The following is a 19,696-nucleotide window of genomic DNA, read 5'->3' as shown; positions in this document are numbered from 1 at the left end:
CTGCCCATGTCTTTCACTCCCCACGGCAAACACCTTATTGCAGGCGAATGGGTCGCTGGCGACAGCACCTTTTCCAATGCGCCGACCCAGGGCCCGGCCCAATGGTTTTCGGCGGGCAGCGTCGAACTGGTCAACCGCGCCTGCGAGGCCGCCGAAGCGGCGTTCTGGAGTTTCGGTTATTCGAACCGGGAAGCGCGGGCTGCGTTATTGAACGCTATCGCCGATGAAATCGAAGCGCGGGCGGCGATCATCACCACCGTCGGCGCGCTGGAAACCGGCCTGCCGGAGGGGCGCTTGCAAGGTGAGCGTGGGCGCACGGTGGGGCAGTTGCGCTTGTTCGCCTCGCATATCCTGGCGGGCGATTACCTGGACCGTCGCCACGACGTGCCGCTGCCGGACCGTCAGCCGTTGCCGCGTCCGGACATTCGCCTGATCCAGCGCCCCATCGGGCCGGTGGCGGTGTTTGGCGCGTCGAACTTTCCGCTGGCGTTTTCCACGGCGGGCGGCGACGTGGCCTCGGCCCTGGCCGCCGGTTGCCCGGTGGTGGTGAAGGGGCACGAAGCGCATCCGGGCACCAGCGAGATTGTGGCCGAAGCGATTCATGCGGCCATCCAGACGTGCGACGTGCACCCTGGCGTCTTCAGTCTGGTGCATGGCGGCTCGCGGGCAGTGGGGCAGCGGTTGGTGCAACACCCGTTGATCAAGGCGGTGGGCTTTACCGGTTCGCTCGGCGCGGGCAGGGCGCTGTTCGATCTGTGCGCCAAGCGGTTCGAGCCGATTCCGTTTTTTGGCGAGTTGGGCTCGGTGAACCCGATGTTCCTGATGCCCCACGCCGTGGCGGCGCGGGGTCAGGAAATCGCCAAGGGCTGGGCCGGTTCGCTGACCCTGGGCGCGGGACAGTTCTGCACCAACCCTGGGGTGGCCGTGCTGGTTGAGGGTGAGGCCGCCAATGGGTTTATCGAGGCATCGGTGAGCGCGCTGGAACCGGTCGGCGCCCAGGTGATGCTGACCGATGGCATTGCCGCTGCCTACCGTGACGGGCGTGACCGCGTGGCGAATGCCGTGGGCGTGCGCGAAGTGCTGTCCAACACCTGTGAGCTGCGCCAGGCGAAGCCATATCTGTTTGCCACCACGGGCCGTGAATGGCTGGCCAATGCATCGCTGGGTCACGAAGTCTTTGGCCCGCTGGGCCTGGTGGTGACGGTGAAGGATGGCGACGAGCTGCTGGAAGTCGCGCGTTCGCTGGAAGGCCAACTGACTTGCACGATTCATCTGGATGCCGCTGACAGCGCCGAGGTCAGCCGCTTGTTGCCGATCCTGGAGCGCAAGGCCGGGCGCATCCTCGCCAATGGTTTCCCGACCGGTGTGGAAGTGAGCGAAGCCATGGTGCACGGCGGACCCTACCCGGCGTCGACCAACTTCGGCGCCACCTCGGTGGGCACCCTGGCGATCCGCCGGTTCCTGCGGCCAGTGAGTTACCAGAACATCCCCGAGGCCCTGTTACCCGAGGACCTGCAACAACAGTAAATGACTGTGGGAGCTGGCTTGCCTGCGATAGCAGTGGGCCAGGCAATTTTTTATCGACTCTGCCGCCGTCTTCGCAGGCAAGCCAGCTCCCACAGGGGATCTTCGTCGCTGCCAATCCCCTGTGGGAGTTGTCGAGCTTCAGCGAGGCTGCGAAGGCGGCCTGTAAGGCGCCATCCATCTGGCCTAGTGCCCGTGGCTGCGGCCCACATGGGAGTGCTCGGCCTCGCTGGCGACCACGCTGCCACTGACTTCCAGTCGCTGCAGAATCCCGCACTCCGGCCCGCCACCACAGCGCTGGCGCAGGTCCAGCAACTGGTCTTGCAGGGCCAATAGCCCATCGATCCGCGCCTTTACATGGTGGATATGTTCGTCGATCAGCGCATTCACGCTTTCGCACTGGTCCTGGGGGCTGTCGCGCAGGCTGAGCAGGCTGCGGATTTCTTCCAGGGTCATGTCCAGGCTGCGGCAGTTGCGGATGAAGATCAGCCGTTCGGTGTGCGCCTGGGTGTACACGCGGTAGTTGGCGTCCGTGCGCGCGGGGGGCGGCAACAGGCCTTCCTTTTCGTAGTAACGGATGGTTTCCACCTGACAGTCGGTCAGTTTCGCCAATTCGCCGATCTTCATTGCAGCAATCTCCAAATGGGTGCTTGACCCTATAGTGGCTACAGGGTCTTTACTTGGCAACAGGCACCTTTACGGACGCGACAGAATGAGCGATTCCCTGCACACCCCGCACAAGCATGATCATGACCACGGCCCCAAAAAACTCACCCCCGTGCACGCCCATGCCCACGGCGGTTCCTGCTGCTCCGGCACGCCAGCGCCTGCATTGGTACAACTGAGCGAAGCCCCGACCGCCGGGTCCCGCCTGAGCACCTTTCGCATCGAAGCCATGGACTGCCCCACCGAGCAGACGCTGATCCAGAACAAACTCGGCAAGCTCGCCGGTGTGCAGCAGCTGGAATTCAACCTGATCAACCGCATCCTCGGTGTCACCCATGACTTGCCGAGCACCGCGCCGATCATCGACGCGATCAAATCCTTGGGGATGCAGGCCGACCCTATCGAAGAAGGCGCGCCCGCCGCCGCACCGACGCCCAAGAAACACTGGTGGCCGCTGGCGGTGTCCGGCGTTGGCGCCCTGGGTGCCGAAGTACTGCACTTCACCAACGCCGCACCCACTTGGGTGATTGCGCTGGTGGCATTGGTATCGATCCTCAGCGGCGGCCTCGCCACCTATAAAAAGGGCTGGATCGCCCTGAAAAACCTCAACCTGAACATCAACGCGCTGATGAGCATCGCCGTGACCGGCGCGGTGTTGATCGGCCAATGGCCAGAAGCGGCGATGGTGATGTTTCTGTTCACCGTGGCCGAACTGATCGAAGCCAAGTCTCTGGACCGTGCGCGCAATGCCATCAGCGGTTTGATGCAGATGACGTCGGAGCAGGCCACCGTGCAGCAGGCCGACGGGTCCTGGATTGAACAGGGCGTCAAAAACATCGAACTGGGTGCCATCGTGCGGGTAAGGCCCGGCGAGCGTATCGGCCTGGACGGTGAGGTCACTGCCGGCCAATCCACGATCGATCAGGCGCCGATCACCGGTGAGAGCCTGCCGGTCGAAAAGACCGTGGGCGATAAAGTCTTCGCGGGCACCATCAATCAGGCCGGCTCTCTGGAATTCAAGGTCACGGCGGCGGCCAACAATTCCACCCTGGCGCGGATCATTCACGCGGTGGAGCAGGCCCAGGGCGCGCGGGCGCCGACCCAGCGCTTCGTCGACAGTTTCTCGAAGGTCTACACCCCGGCGGTATTCCTGTTCGCCCTGGGCGTGGCATTGGTTCCACCGCTGTTCATGGCTGGCGCCTGGTTCGACTGGATCTACCGCGCGCTGGTGCTGCTGGTGGTGGCATGCCCCTGCGCTCTGGTGATTTCCACCCCGGTGACCATTGTCAGCGGGCTGGCGGCGGCGGCGCGCAAAGGCATCCTGATCAAGGGCGGTGTGTACCTGGAAGGCGGGTACAAACTCGACTATCTGGCGCTCGACAAGACCGGCACCATCACCCATGGCAAGCCGGTGCAAACCGACTACCTGGCGCTGTTTCCGAATCTCGAAGACAGTGCGCCGGCCCTGGCCGCCAGCCTGGCCGGGCGCTCCGATCACCCGGTGTCGCTGGCCATCGCCGCTGCTGCTGTGGATAAAAACCTGCCGGCCCACGTTGTGGATAACTTCGCAGCCCTGGCCGGGCGTGGCGTGCGCGGCGATATCAACGGCGAAACCTACCACTTGGGCAACCATCGCCTGGTGGAAGACCTGGGCCTGTGCTCGCCAGCCCTGGAAGAAAAACTCTTCGCCCTGGAAAAACAAGGCAAGTCCGTGGTGTTGCTGCTCGACAAGTCCGGCCCGCTGGCGCTGTTCGCCGTGGCCGACACGGTCAAGGACAGCAGCCGTGAAGCCATCCAGCAGTTGCACGCGCTGGGCATCAAGACCTTGATGCTGACCGGTGACAATACCCACACCGCCCAGGCCATTGCCGCCCAGGTCGGTATCGACCAGGCCCAAGGCGACCTGTTGCCCACCGACAAGCTGCAAGCCATCGAAACCCTCTACGGGCAAGGGCGCCGCGTGGGCATGGTCGGCGACGGCATCAACGACGCCCCGGCCCTGGCCCGCGCCGAGATCGGTTTTGCCATGGCGGCAGCCGGCACCGACACCGCCATCGAGACCGCCGATGTGGCGCTGATGGACGACGATTTGCGCAAGATTCCGGCTTTCATTCGGTTGTCGCGGCAAACGTCGAGTATCCTCAAGCAGAACATCACCTTGGCGCTGGTGATCAAGGCGATCTTCCTGGTGGTGACGTTCCTGGGCATGGCCACCATGTGGATGGCGGTGTTCGCCGACATGGGCGTGGCCCTGCTGGTGGTATTCAATGGCCTGCGCCTGTTGCGCAAATAGTCGATGAGAGGGTGATGTGCTGAGTGCCGAACTGAAGGCGTTTTACAGGGTCGCCCGCCTGGGCAGCATTACCCAGGCGGCGAAAAAACTCGGCCTCAGCCAGCCCACGGTCACCACTCAGATTCGCAACCTGGAAAGCCAGTACGGCGTCGAATTGTTCTACCGGGGCGGCCGCCGCCTCACCGTCAGCGACGACGGCGCGCGCCTGCTGCCGATGGTCAAGGCGCTGTTGCAGCAAGAAGCGGACATCGAGTTTTTCCTGCGCAACACCGGCCAGGTCCAGGGCGCATTGAGGATTGCCGCGACGGCGCCGTACTACATCCTCGACCTGGTCAAAGCCTTTCGCGAGCGTCTGCCGCAGGTGGAGGTGTCGGTGGAAATCGGCAACTCCCAGCAGGTGCTGGAGGCGTTGGACGACTACCGTGTCGACGTCGCTGCGTCGTCCCAGTTGCTCGAAGATCCGCGCCTGATCCGCCGCGTGCTGGGCACCGACCCGCTGGTGCTGGCGGTACACCGCAACCATCCCCTGGCCACACTCGAGCATGTGCCGTTGACTGCGCTCGCCGGCCACACGCTGTTGATGCGCGAGGCCGGCTCCACCACGCGACGGCTGACCGAAGCATTGCTGCAAGGCGCCGGCGTGAGCCACGGCCCGCTGCTGGAAATCGGCAGCCGGGAGTCGATTCGCGAGGCGGTGCTGCGCAACATCGGCATCAGCATCATTGCCCGCCAGGAAGTGCCCCATGACCCGCAATTGCGCGTGCTGACCATCGAAAATGCGCCGCAGATTCCGGAATACCTCTACTGCCTCAAGGAGCGCAAAGGCGCGCGCTTGCCGGCGGCGTTCCTGGGGTTGGCCCAGGAAATGTCGCCGCTCTGAACCCTGTCAGGTGCGCCGGGCCAGGCTGAAACTCAACAGCGCGCCCACCGTCAGAAAGCCCGCGATGCACAAGCACGAGACGATGAACGCGTGGCTGATGGCCGCCGGCTCCGTACTCCCGCCCACCAGCGTGTAGAACACGCCGCCGATCACCGCGACGCTGAGCGAGGTGCTGATTTGCAGCGCGGAGCTGGCGATGCCTGCGATCATGCCGGAAAACGCCGGGGCGACGCGGCCCGTGATCATGCGCATCACGGTCGGCAGCGCCAGACCCTGGCCGAAACCGACGGTGAACAGCACCGCGCCCAGTGCCACCGGGTGCAGGTGCGCGCCGGTCGGTGTGTCTGCGATCAACCAGGCCAGGATGACCAGCCCGAGGACTTCCAGGCACATGCCGATGCCATTCACGTATTCGCCCAGCAGGCGCAAAGCCACGGGTGTCGACAGCGGCCCGAGCAAGAAACCCGCGCCGAACGGCAGGAACACCAGCCCGGCATCCAGGGCGCTGACGTGCAGGGCGCCTTGCAGGTAAATCGAGAACAGCAAAAAGAACACGCCAATGGCGTACAGCGTCAGCGCCACCAGCAGCGCGCGGCCCAGCCCCGGGGCGCGCAGTGCGGCGGGATCCAGCAGCGGTGCGCCGCCGGTCTGGGCCAATCGCGATTCATATCGCCAGAACCCGCGCAGCAGCAGCGGCACCGCGATCAGCGACAGCCAGGACCACCAGGGCCAACCGGCCTCGCGTCCCTCGATCAACGGCACGATCAACGCGCCCAGGGTCAGCATCGACAGGGCCATGCCGCCCAGGTCCAGCTTGTTGGCGTGTTGTACGCGCAGGTCTTTGAGCAGGGGAACCCCCAGCAATAGCACCAGCAGCGCCACCGGCAGGTTGACCAGAAAGATCGCACGCCAGCCCAGCCCGAGAACGTTCTGTGAAATCAGGATGCCCCCCAGCGCCTGGCCGACCACCGCCGCCAGGCCGAACACCGCGCCGTACAGGCTGAGTGCGAAGGGCTTTTGTGTGTCGTGAAACAGCACATGCACCGCGGCGAGTGCCTGCGGCGCCATCACCGCAGCGGTGATGCCTTGCAGCGCGCGCCCAGCCACCAGTGCCCAGGGCGACCAGGCCAGGCCGCACAGCGTGGAGGCGGCGGCAAAACCGATCAGCCCGGCGAGAAACACTCGGCCACGACCGAACAGATCCCCGAGCCGACCACCGGTGATCAGCGTCACCGCATACAGCGCGGCATACGCGGAAATCACCAGTTGCTCGGCCGAGGACGAGGCGCCCAGGTCCGTCTGGATCGAGGGCAGGGCCACGTTGACGATGAAGAAGTCCAGCGGCGGCAGAAAGGCGCCCACCAGCAGCACGGCAAACATCGCCCAGCGGCGAGTGTCGGTTGAAGCGACAGCAACTTGAAGCATGGGTTGTCTCCAAAGGGAACCGAAGGGTTCCGAATGCGAACCTATTCTGAGGACACCGGGCTTGCGACGGGACTGCCATTGCTGCATCTTCGCTGTTCATATTTGTACGGGCATCGGCATGGAATGGAATGACTTGCGCGTGTTTCTGGCGATCGCCCGCAGTGGTTCGCTGGGCGCGGCGGCCAAGCAACTGGGAGTGAGCCATCCCACCGTCGGGCGGCGTTTGCAGGCGCTGGAGCAGCTCAATGGGCAGGTGTTTTTCCGGCGTACCAGCCAAGGGCTTGTGCTGACGGCGGCGGGTGAGAGCATTCTGTTCCTGGCGCAGGAAATGGAGCGCAGCGCCCTGGCCATCGAGCGGCGTATCGCCGGCGGTGGTGATCAGCCCGAAGGCTTGTTGCGGATCTCGTCGGCGGATTGGTTCGCCGGTTATGTCCTGGCGCCGGTGTTGGGCGAGTTGCTGCGCCGTTATCCGCTGATCGTCCCGGAAGTGATCGCCGCGCACCGGCTGTTCGACCTGGCGCGGCGCGACGCCGACATTGCCTTCAGGATCGTGCCGTTCACTGAGCCTGACATTGTGCAGCGTCGATTGACGACCATGCCCTACGGGCTTTATGTCGCGGCTCACGCGGATTTTTCCCCGGGCCCGGAGGGTGAGGGGCTGGGGCTGATCCTGATGAACACCGCGCAGTCCCATTACCCCGATGTGCTGTGGCTGCAAAAACGTTACCCCCGCGCGAAAACCCGCTTCACCAGCAGCAGCCGTACCGCACAGGCGCGGATGTGTGCGCTGGGGCTGGGCGTGGCGGTGTTGCCGCGAGCGTTGGGCGACCAGTCGCCTTTGCTGCGGCGCCTGGACGTGGGTGAAGCGCCGCCGGGGCGTGATATCTGGATGGGCTATCACCAGGACATGCGCCAGATGGACCGACTGCGGGCCCTGGCCGACCTGGCCGCCGAGATGATTGGTGGCGACGGCGCCGACGCGCCGGCGGGATAAACCCTACCCAAATTCACCAATACCACTATCACTCCCTTTTGCCTTTCTGCCACAAGGGGGACGCATTGCCTGCCTAGCATGGCCTTCATCCGTTCGATGAGGTGCCTTGCATGAACACAGCCCTGAGCCAACCCGGCGCACCGATGAAGGTGCGCGGTATCCAGAAACGCTTCGGCGCCTTTACCGCGCTGGACAACGTGTCCCTGGACGTCGCCGCCGGTGAGCTGGTGTGTCTGCTGGGGCCGTCCGGCTGTGGCAAGACCACCTTGTTGCGTTGCATCGCCGGCCTTGAGCGCCAGGACAGCGGCGAGCTTTACCTGGGCAGCCGGGATGTTTCCCGACTGGCACCGCAGGCGCGGGACTACGGCATTCTGTTCCAGTCCTACGCGCTGTTTCCCAACCTCACCGTTGAAGCGAATATCGGCTACGGCCTCACCGGCAGCGGACGTGATGAAGTGCGCCAGCGCGTTGGCCAGATGCTCGAACTGGTGGGCCTGGTCGGCAGTGAAAAGAAATACCCCGGCCAGCTTTCCGGCGGTCAGCAGCAACGCGTGGCCCTTGCCCGGGCGCTGGCGCCGGCACCCTCGCTGTTACTGTTGGACGAGCCGATGTCGGCCCTCGATGCCCGCGTGCGCGAGCATCTGTGCACCGAGTTGCGTCAGTTGCAACGGCGCCTGGGCATCACCACGCTGATGGTCACCCACAACCAGGACGAAGCCATGTTGATGGCCGACCGCATCGCCGTGATGAACAACGGCAAGGTCGAGCAATACGCCACCCCCCAAGAGATTTACGACCGCCCGGCCACACCATTCGTGGCCGAGTTCGTCGGCCAGGGCAACTGGCTGCCGTTCAGCCGCAACAGTGCCAGCCACGCCCAGGTCGGCGGGATGAACATGCGCCTGGCCGACGATGCCGGCCAGGCCGCGTCCGGGCGTCTGTTCTGCCGCCCGGAGGCGATCAGCGTCAACCCGCCGGTGCATGAAGAAAACCTGTTCCCGGCCAAAATCCGCGAGATCACTTTCCTTGGCAACCGTTGCCGCATGAGTTTCGAGCTGGCGCAACTGCCTGGTCATCCGCTGCTGGCCGAACTGGCGCCCGAAGCCATGCCGCGCCTGGGCGCCCAGGATATCTGGGTGGCCCTGCCGCCGCGCAGCCTGCAGGTGTTTGCCTGAGATGGCGGCGGTCATGACTTTGCCGCGTCAGGTGTCCCGTGCCGAAGTCGGCGACCGTCTGTTCGTCGTCGGCGGCAAGCTTGTGTGGTTGGTGCTGTTGGGTGTGGCGGTGTTGCTGCCGTTGCTGGCGATCTTCTGGCGCGGCTTCAGCAGTGAGGCCGGACAGGGCGGTGGTCTTGTCGCCGCGCGGGAACTGATCGCGAGCGACAATTTCCACTGGCTGCTGGGTAACAGCCTGAAGGTTTCCCTCAGCGTGGCGGCCATCGTCGTACCCCTGGCCTACCTGTTTGCCTACGCCCTGCAACGTACGCTGATCCCCGGCAAGGCGATCTGGCGTGGCCTGTCATTGCTGCCGCTGATGGCGCCGTCGATGTTGCCGGGTATCGCGCTGGTGTACCTGTTCGGCAATCAGGGCCTGTTGCGTGGCCTGCTCTCGGAGAATATCTACGGCTTCTGGGGCATTGTGCTCGGTGAGGTGATCTACACCTTCCCGCACGCCTTGATGATTTTGCTGTCGGCGCTGTCCCTGGCCGATGCGCGGTTGTTCGATGCAGCCTCCAGCATGGGTGCAAGCCCGGCCCGGGCGTTTCGCAGCATCACCTGGCCGGCCACGCGCCAGGCGGTGTTCGCCGCGTTTTGCCTGGTGTTTACCCTGACCATCACTGACTTTGGCGTGCCCGTGGTGGTCGGCGGCGATTACCAGGTGCTGGCGCTGGAAGCCTACAAAGCCGTGGTCGGCCAGCAGCAGTTCGGGCGCGGCGCATTGATCGGCATGGTGTTGCTGCTGCCGGCACTGTTCAGCTTTGGCGTGGATGCGTGGCTGCGTCGTCGTCACGGTGATTCGATGAGCGGGCGCGCCCAGGTTTTCCAGCCGACGCCGTCGCGCACCCGAGACGCCTGCTATCTGGCGCTGGTGCTGTTGATCTGCGCCGCGTTGCTGCTGGTGTTCGGCATGGCGGTGTATTCGTCGCTGGTCAAATTCTGGCCGTACAACCTGTCGCTGTCGCTCAACCACTACCAGTTCGAAGACACCGCCGGCGGTGGCTGGCTGGCCTATCGCAACAGCCTGACCCTGGCGCTGTGCACGGCATTGATCGGCAGCGTGCTGATCTTCACCGGCGCCTACCTGATGGAAAAGACCCGCGATCAGAAGGGCCTGAACCTGGCGCTGCGCTTGCTCAGCTTCGTGCCGATGGCCGTGCCCGGCCTGGTGCTGGGCTTGGGCTACGTGTTCTTTTTCAACCTGTCGGGCAACCCGCTGCATGTGTTCTACGGGACCATGGCTCTGTTGGTGGTGTGCACCATTGCGCACTACCTGACCACTGCGCAGATGACGGCCACCACGGCGTTGCGCCAGCTGGACGCCGAATTCGAAGCCGCCGCGCTGTCCCTCAAGGCGCCGCTGTACCGCCATTACCTGCGCGTGACCGTGCCGATCTGCCTGCCCGCGTTGCTGGACATCGTGCGCTACCTGTTCGTGTCGGCGATGACCACCGTGTCGGCCGCGATCTTTCTCTACAGCCCCGACACCATCCTCGCCGCCGTCGCCGTGCTGAACATGGACGACGCCGGCAACGTGGGCGGCGCGGCGGCCATGTCGACCTTGATTCTGTTCACCTCAGTCGGCGTCTCGCTGCTGCTGGCGTGGGCCTCACGTGGCGCGTTGCGCCGTTCTCAAGCCTGGCGCCAGACCACGCCCGGCCACTAAACATCCCTGAAGGAGGTGCTTCATGTTCAAGCCCCTGGCGCTGGTCGCTGCCGTACTCACCGCATTCAGCCTGAATGCCTTCGCCAAGACCGAACTGACCGTGTACACGGCCCTCGAAGCCGAGCAGTTGAAGAGCTACAAAAAAGCCTTCGAGCAGGCCAACCCGGAGATCGAGATCAAGTGGGTGCGCGACTCCACGGGCATCATTACCGCCAAGCTGCTGGCCGAGAAAGACCGCCCGCAAGCTGACGTGGTCTGGGGCCTGGCGGCTTCCAGCCTGGCGATCCTCGACCAGCAGGGCATGCTCGACAACTACGCGCCCAAGGACCTGGACAAGATCGGCAAAAACTACCGCGACACCGCCAACCCGCCGGCCTGGGTCGGCATGGACGTGTGGGCCGCAACCATTTGCTTCAACACCGTCGAAGCGGAGAAACAGGGCCTGACCAAACCGGTGAGCTGGCAAGACCTGACCAAGCCTGAGTACAAGGGCAAGATCGTGATGCCCAATCCGGCGTCGTCCGGTACTGGCTTCCTGGACGTCAGCGCCTGGTTGCAGACCTTTGGCGAGAAACAGGGCTGGCAGTACATGGACGACCTGCACCAGAACATCGGTCAGTACGTTCACTCCGGTTCCAAACCGTGCAAGCTGGCGGCGTCGGGCGAGTTCCCGATCGGAATCTCCTTCGAATACCCGGCCGTGCAGTTGAAGCGCCAGGGCGCGCCGCTGGACATCATCCTGCCCAAAGAAGGCCTGGGTTGGGACATCGAAGCCACTGCTGTGATGAAAGGTACGAGCCACGCCGATGCGGCGAAAAAACTGGCTGACTTCTCGGCCAGCACTGCGGCCATGGACCTGTACAAAGACAACTTCGCCGTCCTCGCCCAACCGGGCATCGCCAAGCCGCAGACCGAACTGCCGGCGGACTATGAACAGCGCTTGATCAAGAACGACTTTGCCTGGGCGTCGAAGAACCGCGACAGCATCCTGGCCGAGTGGCGCAAGCGTTATGACGGCAAGTCGGAGAAGGTGGCCGGTCAGTAAATTTTCGTAAGGGCTGATGGCCTCTTCGCGGGCAAGCCCGCTCCCACATTTGAATGTGTTCACAAATCAAAATGTGGGAGCTGGCTTGCCTGCGAAGGCGGCTTCGAATTCAGGACATCTCTCCATGACACAACACAATGACCTGCTGATCGTCGGCGCCGGCATCCTCGGCCTGTCCCACGCCTACGCCGCCGCCAGGCGCGGCCTCAAGGTCAAGGTCTTCGAACGCAGTGCCACGCCGCTGGGTGCTTCGGTACGCAACTTCGGCCAGGCCCTGGTCACCGGCCAACCGCCGGGGCCGATGCTCGACCTGGCGCGGGAAAGCCGTGACATCTGGGCGCACTGGGCACAAGTCGCGGGTCTGGAACTCAAGCGCAACGGCGCGTACCTGTTCGCCCGCACCGAAGCCGAAGAGCATCTGCTGGAAGCCTTCTGCGCTGGTCGCGCTCAACGGCACGGCTACAACGTCGAACTGCTGCAAGGTTCGGCGATGAAAGACCTGTACGGCGGCCAGTTCCGTCATCACCGCGCGGCGCTGCACGGCAAGGACGATCAACAGCTGTATTCCCGCGAGGCAATTCCGGCGCTGATTCACTACCTGAGCCAGGCGCTGGGTGTGGAGTTTCACTTCTCGACGCTGGTACGCGATGTCGAGCCCGGCCAACTGCACAGCACCGCGGGCAGCTTTCGGGGGACGCAGATCATTGTCTGCGCCGGTCACGATTACCAGACCTTGCTGGCCGAGGCCCTGGCCGAACTCAACCCGAGTCTCTGCCGCCTGCAAATGCTGCGCGCACGGCCAGTGGTGAACCTGAACTTGCAACACGCACTGCTGACCGGTCTGAGCTGCGTGCACTACGGCGCGTTCGCCGACCTGCCGGAGGCGGCACCGGTGCAGGCACAGATCCTGCGCGACGCGTCGCACCTGCATGAGCATGGGATTCACTTGCTGATCAGCCCGACGCCCCATGGCGAGCTGATTATCGGCGACTCCCACGACTACGGCAGCGATGCCTCGCCGTTCAATGCCGAGCAGGTCGATGACTGGATGATCGAACTGGCCGAGCAGACCCTGGGCTGCAAGGTTCAGGTGGTGGAGCGTTGGCAGGGGGTGTACGGCTCGCGTGGGCCGGGACCGTTTTCGTTCCTGCAGGTGGCGCCGGGCGTGAGTGCGGCCTTGATGCACACCGGCGTGGGCATGAGTGTGGGGCCGGCGATGGCCGAGCGAAATATCACGGCAATGTGGGGAGAGGCGACATGAACCGGGAACAGACGATTGCCGAGGTCTTCGGCTTGTATGAACAGCACGGCACGGCGGATTACATCGGCGAGCCGGTGTCGCAGATCGAGCATATGTCCCAGGCTGCGCAGCTCGCGTTGGCGGAAGGGTATGACGATGAAGTGGTGCTGGCGGCGTTTTTCCATGATATCGGCCATCTCTGTGGTCAGGGCGGCGAGAACATGGGCGGCTACGGTGTGGTCAGCCATGAGCGGCTGGGGGCGGATTACCTGCGCCGCGCCGGGTTCAGCGAGCGCATGGCAAAGCTGGTGGAATACCACGTGCAAGCCAAGCGCTACCTGACGTTCAGCCAGCCGGACTATTACGCGCGCTTGAGCGAAGCCAGCCGCCGTACCCTGGGGTATCAGGGCGGCGTGATGAGCGCCGAGGAAGCGCACGCGTTCGAACAGGACCCGCTGTGCGCCGTCAGCCTGCGCATGCGCCACTGGGACGAACAGGCCAAGGAAATGCACGTGCCGGTGCTGGACCTTGAACTGCTCAAGGCCAAGGCCCGGCAACTGCTGGCGGCTTAGGTTTCGTCCAGGCGCTGGGCCAGGGCTTCGACCTGTTCCTGGCGTTCGGCCTGGCTGAGTCTGGCGTGGGGGTTGAGGGACGACCATTGCGGGTGGGCCCGTGACTTGTGCAGTGCGTCCGGCAACTTGCCTTCGCGCCAGGTTTTGTCCTGGGGCGTGTCGACCTTGATGCTGTGCAGTGCCGCGTGCCCGCGCAGGTTCAGCGCCTTGAGCAACTGGCGCTGGCGCAGGGCGAGCAGGCGCAGCACGCTGTCGTCCACGGTCAGCTCGCGCTGGCCCTTGAGCTTGCCCAACAGACGGCCACCGTAGCTGCGCGCGGTTTGCAGCGCGCCACCGGCAATCGCACCGGCGATGGCGGCGGCGCCGAGGGTCAGGCCGCCGACCAGCAGGTCCACACCCGCTCCGGCAGCCGCGCCGGCAGCGATGCCACCACCGACGCGCACGCCGAGTTGCTTGAGGGTTTCAGGGTTGAACAGGTCGTCACCCCAGCGGCCATCCAGCAGCGGCAAGTCGCTGGCGGCGGCATCCTGCGGGCGAAAGCCGTACAGCTTGAGCAGGGCCTCCACGCATTTCTGCTCGCGCTGGCGCACGGCTTGGCGCAGATCGCCGATGGCCTGTTGCTCATTTTCGATCACCACGCTGCGACGGCAGGCGGCGCAGTCCAGCAGCAACTCGGCAATCAGCCGCGCGGCACTCTGCTGGCGGGCCAGGCGTTGGGCTTCCTGGTCGAGAATCAGGCGCTCCAGTTGTGGCCGGGCGTTTTCCAGCAGCAGGGCGAGGCTTTCATACAGGCGCCGTTCGCCGTCTTCCGGTGGCGCCACACTGTCGAATCGCACCAGGGCATGCAGGCCGAGGCGCGCGAGGGCTTCACGCCAGTCCGGCTCGCGGTGTTCGTTGCTGCTGACGAAATTGAGCACCGGCAGCAATGGCTTGCCACAACTGGCCAGCACTTGCAGCTCATCACGGTATTTGGCCAGCACCGGTTCGCGGGCGTCGATCACATACAGGCCGGCGTCCGAGGCCAGCAACTGGCGCAGTACCTTGGCTTCCTGTTCGAACCGTTGGCGCGCTTCGCTGCCCTCCAGAAAGCGCGCCAGGCGGGCCGGGCCGTCGAGGCGTTCACCCGGGCGGTCCTGGCGTTCGAGGTAGTCGAGCAGGGCGATGGCGTCTTCCAGGCCAGGCGTGTCGTACAGCTCCAGCAAGGCTTCGCCGTCCACCGACAGGCGCGCGCCTTCCACATGCCGCGTGGTGCTGGGACGATGGGAGACTTCGCCGAAGCCCACGTCACGGGTCAGCGTGCGCAGCAGCGAGGTCTTGCCGACGTTGGTGTGGCCGACCACGGCGAGTTTCAACGGTTTAGTCATGACCGGTCTCCAGCCAGTTCAGCGGCGCACAGTCGGCGAACGGCAGTTCAAGCTGTTGCAACGCGGCGTGCCAGTCGCCCAGTCGTTCGGCGTCCAGTGCCTGGCCGGCGGGCGCTTGCAGCAGCCACACGCGGGTGGCCGTGGCGCTACGGGCCAGTTCGCCGATCAACGCCAGGCTGCCGCGGTCCGGCGAACGGCGCGGGTCGCAGGCAATGGCCAGGCGCGCAGGCGGGAAGCGCGTGAGCTGTTCCAGCAGTGTGTGGCGTGATTCGCGGCTGTCGAGGATGCCGGCGTTCTTCACACCGGCGGGCAGTTTGGGTGGCCAGGGATGTTGGTCGTCCAGTTCGATGGCCACCAGCAGGGCGCCGCTGCTCTCCAATTCACTGACGCCGCCGCTGACGGGGTGCAATTGTTCCGGCGCGGCGTCGTTGATCCCAAGGCGTTCGCTGCTCGGCATCAAGCGTTCGCGCAAGTGGCTGTAGCCGGGCAGGTTCAGGTCCAGGCGCAGGACCGCGCGCCCGCGCTTCCAACGCCACAGGCAGAGCAGGGCGAGGATCAGGCGCGGCAGCAAACCGTAGACCAGCAGCACGCCGACCAGCCAGGCCGCCCAGGCCTGGCGGGCGCTTTCGATATTCAGCGCGGCATCGCCGCTGGCGCGGATCATTTCGACGGTCGGTACGTTGAAGCCCAGCCAGGCCGGCAGTGTGCCGAGCGCCTGGGTGACGGCGACGAAGGTGTCGGCACCGAGAATGGTGGTTTCCCACACAAAGCCGTAGCGTCGGGTGGCGAGCAGTGTCAGAAGAATCACCAGGGCGCTGAGCAACGCCAGCAGCCACAGGCTGTTGACCAGTACGCCAACGGCCCAACGATTGAGTTTCTGCCGTTGCAGCAGCAGTAAAAGCGCCGGCGCCAGTTGCGCGGCCTTGGCGTCGCGGGCGAGCTTTTCGCTAAGCCACAGCCACAACCGCCCGAGGCTGGCGCTGTGTTCTCCGGCGAACAACAGGCCCAGGGCCCAACTGACCAGCAGGATCAGGTTCAGGCCCAGCAGGCTGCCCAATGCCCAGAACACATTCACCGGGGTCAGACCGTCACCCAGCGCAGCGAAGGCCAGGCCGGCGCCGCTGATCACAGCGACAATCGCCAGCAGCACCAGCGCCAGGCGCGCCCCTTGCAGCCAGCGGGTGAGGGCGGCGGTCAGGCCATCGCGCTCGGCCAGGTGCAAGGCACGCTGTTGGATGCGCGTCGGCAGGTCGCCTCCGGCCGCGCGGGCCAGGCGGTTGGCTTCCAGGTCATCCAGGTTACCCGCGTGTTCTTCGCGCAGGCGCACGGTTTCGGTCAGCCAGAGTTTGTGCAGCGGATTCAGTGCAGTCACGCGCCTTCCTGTTGAGCCAGTGAGGTCTGAGCATAACCGCTGGCTTGCACCTCTGGTATTCTCGTTGCCATGAAAAAAACTCTCCCTTTAAGCCTGATCGCAGCCCTCGGTGAAAACCGTGTGATCGGCGTCGACAACAGCATGCCCTGGCATTTGCCGGGGGATTTCAAATATTTCAAGGCCACCACCCTGGGCAAGCCGATCATCATGGGGCGCAAGACCTGGGATTCCCTGGGCCGACCGCTGCCAGGGCGCTTGAACCTTGTGGTCAGTCGTCAGACCGATCTTGAGCTTGAAGGTGCGGAAGTTTTTCCGTCACTGGAGGCTGCCATCGAGCGTGCCGAGGCCTGGGCGCTGGAGCAGGGCGCGGACGAACTGATGCTGATCGGCGGCGCGCAATTGTATGCGCAGGGTCTGGAGCAGGCGGATCGGCTTTATCTGACGCGGGTGGCGTTGAGTCCGGAAGGGGATGCGTGGTTTCCGGAATTTGATCGGGGCCAGTGGAAGTTGGTGTCGAATCTGGAGAATGCGCCGGAAGGCGACAAGCCAGCGTACAACTTCGAAGTCTGGGAAAAAGCCTAAAAGCATCGCAGGCAAGCCAGCTCCCACAGTTTGATCCGGTTTCTTCAGGAAAACTCGGTCAAATGTGGGAGCGGGCTTGCCCGCGATAGCGGTCTATCAGCCTTGCGCTAACTCGGCATGCTCATCGGCATTCAACAGTTCTTTGTCTGTCTGCCCCATCACCTGGCTGGTAATCGCGCCGGCGGTCATCGAACCATTCACGTTCAACGCTGTGCGGCCCATGTCGATCAGCGGCTCCACGGAAATCAGCAGCGCCACCAGTGACACCGGCAAGCCCATGGCCGGCAATACGATCAGCGCGGCAAAGGTCGCACCGCCGCCTACGCCCGCCACGCCGGCCGAGCTCAAGGTCACAATCGCCACCAGGGTTGCAATCCACAGCGGGTCCAACGGGTTGATACCCACGGTTGGCGCGACCATCACCGCCAGCATGGCCGGGTAAAGGCCGGCGCAACCGTTCTGGCCGATGGTGGCGCCGAACGAGGCGGCAAAACTGGCGATGGATTGCGGAATGCCCACACGGCGCGTCTGCGCTTCAATGCTCAGCGGGATCGCCGCCGCGCTGGAGCGGCTGGTGAAGGCGAAGGTCAGCACCGGCCACACCTTGCGCAAGAAGCGCAGCGGGTTGATCCCGGCCACGGCCAGCAGCAGGCCGTGCACCCCGAACATCAGGCCGAGGGCCAGGTACGAGACCACCACAAAACTGCCGAGCTTGATGATGTCCTGCAGGTTGGAGCCGGCCACCACTTTGGTCATCAGTGCCAATACGCCGTAGGGCGTGAGCTTCATCACCAGGCGCACCAGTCGCATCACCCAGGCTTGCAGGGTGTCGATGGCGTTGAGCACTTTCCGGCCTTTTTCCACGTCGTCCTTGAGCAGTTGCAGCGCGGCGACGCCCAGGAACGCGGCGAAAATCACCACGCTGATGATCGACGTCGGTTTAGCCCGCGCCAGGTCGGCGAATGGGTTCGACGGCACAAACGACAGCAGCAATTGCGGGATATTCAGGTCGGCGACCTTGCCGGCGTAATCACTCTGGATGACTTGCAGGCGGGCCATTTCCTGGGTGCCGGCCACCAGGCCCTCGGCGGTGAGGCCGAACAGGTTGGTCAGGCCAATGCCGATCAGCGCCGCAATCGCGGTAGTGAACAGCAAGGTGCCGATGGTCAGGAAGCTGATCTTGCCCAGGGAAGCAGCGTTGTGCAGGCGCGCCACGGCGCTGAGGATCGAGGCAAACACCAGCGGGATCACGATCATTTGCAGCAGTTGCACATAACCGTTGCCAACCAGGTCGAACCAGCCGATGGAGGCCTTGAGCACTGGGTTGCCATCGCCGTAAATCGTGTGCAGGACGGTGCCGAACACCACGCCGAGCACCAGCGCGAGCAACACTTTTTTGGCCAGGCTCCAAGTGGTGCGGCGGGTTTGTGCCAGGCCCAGCAGCAGGGCCACGAACACCAATACGTTGAGGATCAGGGGCAGATTCATTGAAGCTCCATGTGAGAGTGCAGCCAATCGCGTGAACCTGCGATTGCGAACCGAAAATGCTAACAGCTTGAAATATATGAATTTAATACCGAAATGGAATGGCCGCTGTCGCTTTTGGAATAAGCCCGTGGCGCTCTCGCACATGGCGGTGGCGCAATCACGACGCAAGCGGTCGCGCTCGGGCGGTGACTGTCATATGGATTTGTTAGCGTCGATGTCTTTAACTCAGGGAGAAAACGCCGATGAAGCTCGCACCGAGACTGTTTGCCGCTGCGCTGTGCCTGGGCCTCGCCAGCCAGGTGATGGCCGCCACCGAGTTGAAACACTGGCCGGCGCCCGCCGCCAAGCAACTGAATGAAATGATCGCCGCCAACGCCAACAAGGGTAACTTCGCGGTGTTCGACATGGATAACACCAGCTACCGCTACGACCTCGAAGAGTCCCTGCTGCCCTACCTGGAAAACAAGGGCCTGATCACCCGCGACACCATGGATCCGTCGCTCAAGCTTATCCCCTTCAAGGACACGGCCGACCATAAGGAAAGTCTGTTCAGCTACTACTACCGTCTCTGCGAAGTCGACGACATGGTCTGCTATCCCTGGGTGGCGCAGATCTTTTCCGGCTTCACCCTCAAGGAACTCAAGGGCTACGTGGATGAGCTGATGGCCTCGGGCAAGCCGGTGCCGGTCACCTATTACGAAGGTGACGTGGTGAAAACCTCCGAAGTACAGCCGCCGAAAGTCTTCACCGGCCAGGCCGAGCTGTACAACAAGCTGATGGAAAACGGCATCGAGGTGTATGTGATGACCGCCGCCTCCGAAGAGCTGGTGCGCATGGTCGCCGCCGACCCGAAGTACGGCTACAACGTCAAACCCGAGAACGTGATCGGCGTGACCACCCTGCTCAAGGACCGCAAGACCGGCGAACTGACCACCGCCCGCAAACAGATCGCCGCCGGCAAATATGACGAGAAGGCCAACCTCGACCTGGAACTCACCCCGTACCTGTGGACCCCGGCGACCTGGATGGCCGGCAAGCACGCAGCGATCCTCACTTACATCGATGAATGGAAAAAGCCGGTGATTGTGGGTGGCGACACCCCGACCAGTGACGGCTACATGCTGTTCCACGATGTGGACGTGGCCAAGGGCGGCATCCACCTGTGGATCAACCGCAAGGACAAGTACATGACCCAGCTCAACGGCATGATGGCCAAGCACGCGGCGGCGCAGGCCAAGGAAGGGTTGCCGGTGACGGCGGACAAGAACTGGGTGATCGTCAAGCCGGACGACATCCAGTAACACCGGGTCGTCTGCATCGCAGGCAAGCCAGCTCCCACATTTGATCGGGTTCACACGGTCAAAATGT

At 64.0% G+C, this 19,696-nt stretch carries 16 protein-coding genes; 11 read left to right on the top strand and 5 right to left on the bottom strand.

The genetic code is table 11. The annotated features are described in order from the left end of the window. The first annotated feature begins 6 nt into the window (after nt 1-6). Nucleotides 7-1,527 (top strand): aldehyde dehydrogenase (NADP(+)), encoded by a 1,521-nt coding sequence (locus tag ACW9IN_RS25510; RefSeq protein ID WP_457368441.1) that lies wholly within the window; start codon nt 7-9, stop codon nt 1,525-1,527. 183 nt (nt 1,528-1,710) lie between these two features. Here the strand turns inward: ACW9IN_RS25510 and cadR are convergent, their stop codons facing one another. Further along, nucleotides 1,711-2,151 carry a Cd(II)/Pb(II)-responsive transcriptional regulator gene (gene cadR, locus ACW9IN_RS25505; protein WP_457368440.1) on the bottom strand — a complete coding sequence of 147 codons (441 nt, stop codon included), beginning with the start codon at nt 2,149-2,151 and terminating at the stop codon, nt 1,711-1,713. An 85-nt stretch (nt 2,152-2,236) separates the two neighbouring features. On the opposite strand from cadR, the gene ACW9IN_RS25500 reads away from it, so the two are divergent. Then, entirely contained in the window at nt 2,237-4,483 is a 2,247-nt protein-coding gene (locus ACW9IN_RS25500) for a heavy metal translocating P-type ATPase (RefSeq protein WP_457368439.1), read from the top strand. Nucleotides 4,484-4,499: 16 nt separating this feature from the next. Further along, entirely contained in the window at nt 4,500-5,363 is an 864-nt protein-coding gene (locus tag ACW9IN_RS25495; RefSeq protein WP_457368438.1) for a LysR family transcriptional regulator, read from the top strand. Between the two features lie 6 nt (nt 5,364-5,369). On the opposite strand, the gene ACW9IN_RS25490 is transcribed toward ACW9IN_RS25495, so the two are convergent. After that, complete coding sequence (locus ACW9IN_RS25490) at nt 5,370-6,788, bottom strand: MFS transporter (RefSeq protein ID WP_457368437.1); 1,419 nt, start codon at nt 6,786-6,788, stop codon at nt 5,370-5,372. Between the two features lie 118 nt (nt 6,789-6,906). Between ACW9IN_RS25490 and ACW9IN_RS25485 the strand changes: the two genes are divergently transcribed. The 6 genes from ACW9IN_RS25485 to ACW9IN_RS25460 all read left to right on the top strand — a co-directional run bounded on the left by ACW9IN_RS25485 (nt 6,907) and on the right by ACW9IN_RS25460 (nt 13,522). After that, the gene (locus ACW9IN_RS25485) at nt 6,907-7,782 is read left to right on the top strand and encodes a LysR family transcriptional regulator (RefSeq protein WP_457368436.1); all 876 of its coding nucleotides are present in this window, start codon (nt 6,907-6,909) and stop codon (nt 7,780-7,782) included. A gap of 110 nt (nt 7,783-7,892) precedes the next feature. Continuing rightward, nucleotides 7,893-8,957 (top strand): putative 2-aminoethylphosphonate ABC transporter ATP-binding protein, encoded by a 1,065-nt coding sequence (locus ACW9IN_RS25480; RefSeq protein WP_457368435.1) that lies wholly within the window; start codon nt 7,893-7,895, stop codon nt 8,955-8,957. Nucleotide 8,958: 1 nt separating this feature from the next. Beyond that, on the top strand, nt 8,959-10,665 hold the full coding sequence (locus tag ACW9IN_RS25475; RefSeq protein WP_457368434.1) for a putative 2-aminoethylphosphonate ABC transporter permease subunit: 1,707 nt from the start codon (nt 8,959-8,961) through the stop codon (nt 10,663-10,665). A 22-nt stretch (nt 10,666-10,687) separates the two neighbouring features. Beyond that, nucleotides 10,688-11,710 carry a putative 2-aminoethylphosphonate ABC transporter substrate-binding protein gene (locus ACW9IN_RS25470; protein ID WP_457368433.1) on the top strand — a complete coding sequence of 341 codons (1,023 nt, stop codon included), beginning with the start codon at nt 10,688-10,690 and terminating at the stop codon, nt 11,708-11,710. 124 nt (nt 11,711-11,834) lie between these two features. Beyond that, nucleotides 11,835-12,971: a TIGR03364 family FAD-dependent oxidoreductase gene (locus ACW9IN_RS25465; RefSeq protein WP_457368432.1), complete on the top strand. Its 1,137-nt coding sequence runs from the start codon at nt 11,835-11,837 to the stop codon at nt 12,969-12,971. Next, nucleotides 12,968-13,522, top strand: a complete 555-nt coding sequence (locus ACW9IN_RS25460) for a phosphonate degradation HD-domain oxygenase (RefSeq protein ID WP_457368431.1) — start codon at nt 12,968-12,970, stop codon at nt 13,520-13,522. The genes ACW9IN_RS25465 and ACW9IN_RS25460 overlap by 4 nt, the downstream gene beginning before the upstream one ends. Here ACW9IN_RS25460 and ACW9IN_RS25455 read toward each other — a convergent pair. Continuing rightward, entirely contained in the window at nt 13,519-14,886 is a 1,368-nt protein-coding gene (locus tag ACW9IN_RS25455; RefSeq protein WP_457368430.1) for a DUF3482 domain-containing protein, read from the bottom strand. The two genes, ACW9IN_RS25460 and ACW9IN_RS25455, sit on opposite strands and share 4 nt — an antisense overlap. After that, nucleotides 14,879-16,258: a DUF2868 domain-containing protein gene (locus tag ACW9IN_RS25450; protein WP_457368429.1), complete on the bottom strand. Its 1,380-nt coding sequence runs from the start codon at nt 16,256-16,258 to the stop codon at nt 14,879-14,881. Before ACW9IN_RS25450 ends, ACW9IN_RS25455 begins: the two co-directional genes overlap by 8 nt. Nucleotides 16,259-16,327: 69 nt before the next feature. Here ACW9IN_RS25450 and ACW9IN_RS25445 point away from each other — a divergent pair, with 69 nt between their 5' ends. Beyond that, entirely contained in the window at nt 16,328-16,840 is a 513-nt protein-coding gene (locus tag ACW9IN_RS25445; RefSeq protein WP_457368428.1) for a dihydrofolate reductase, read from the top strand. 96 nt (nt 16,841-16,936) lie between these two features. Here the strand turns inward: ACW9IN_RS25445 and ACW9IN_RS25440 are convergent, their stop codons facing one another. Next, entirely contained in the window at nt 16,937-18,328 is a 1,392-nt protein-coding gene (locus ACW9IN_RS25440) for an L-cystine transporter (RefSeq protein WP_457368427.1), read from the bottom strand. A 242-nt stretch (nt 18,329-18,570) separates the two neighbouring features. Between ACW9IN_RS25440 and ACW9IN_RS25435 the strand changes: the two genes are divergently transcribed. Beyond that, the gene (locus ACW9IN_RS25435) at nt 18,571-19,629 is read left to right on the top strand and encodes a haloacid dehalogenase-like hydrolase (protein ID WP_457368426.1); all 1,059 of its coding nucleotides are present in this window, start codon (nt 18,571-18,573) and stop codon (nt 19,627-19,629) included. Nucleotides 19,630-19,696: the final 67 nt, after the last annotated feature.

This window comes from Pseudomonas sp. SDO5271_S396 (genome assembly GCF_054071795.1).
The sequence above is the reverse complement of the archived record's forward strand: the minus strand, read 5'-3'. Positions and strand labels throughout refer to the sequence as shown.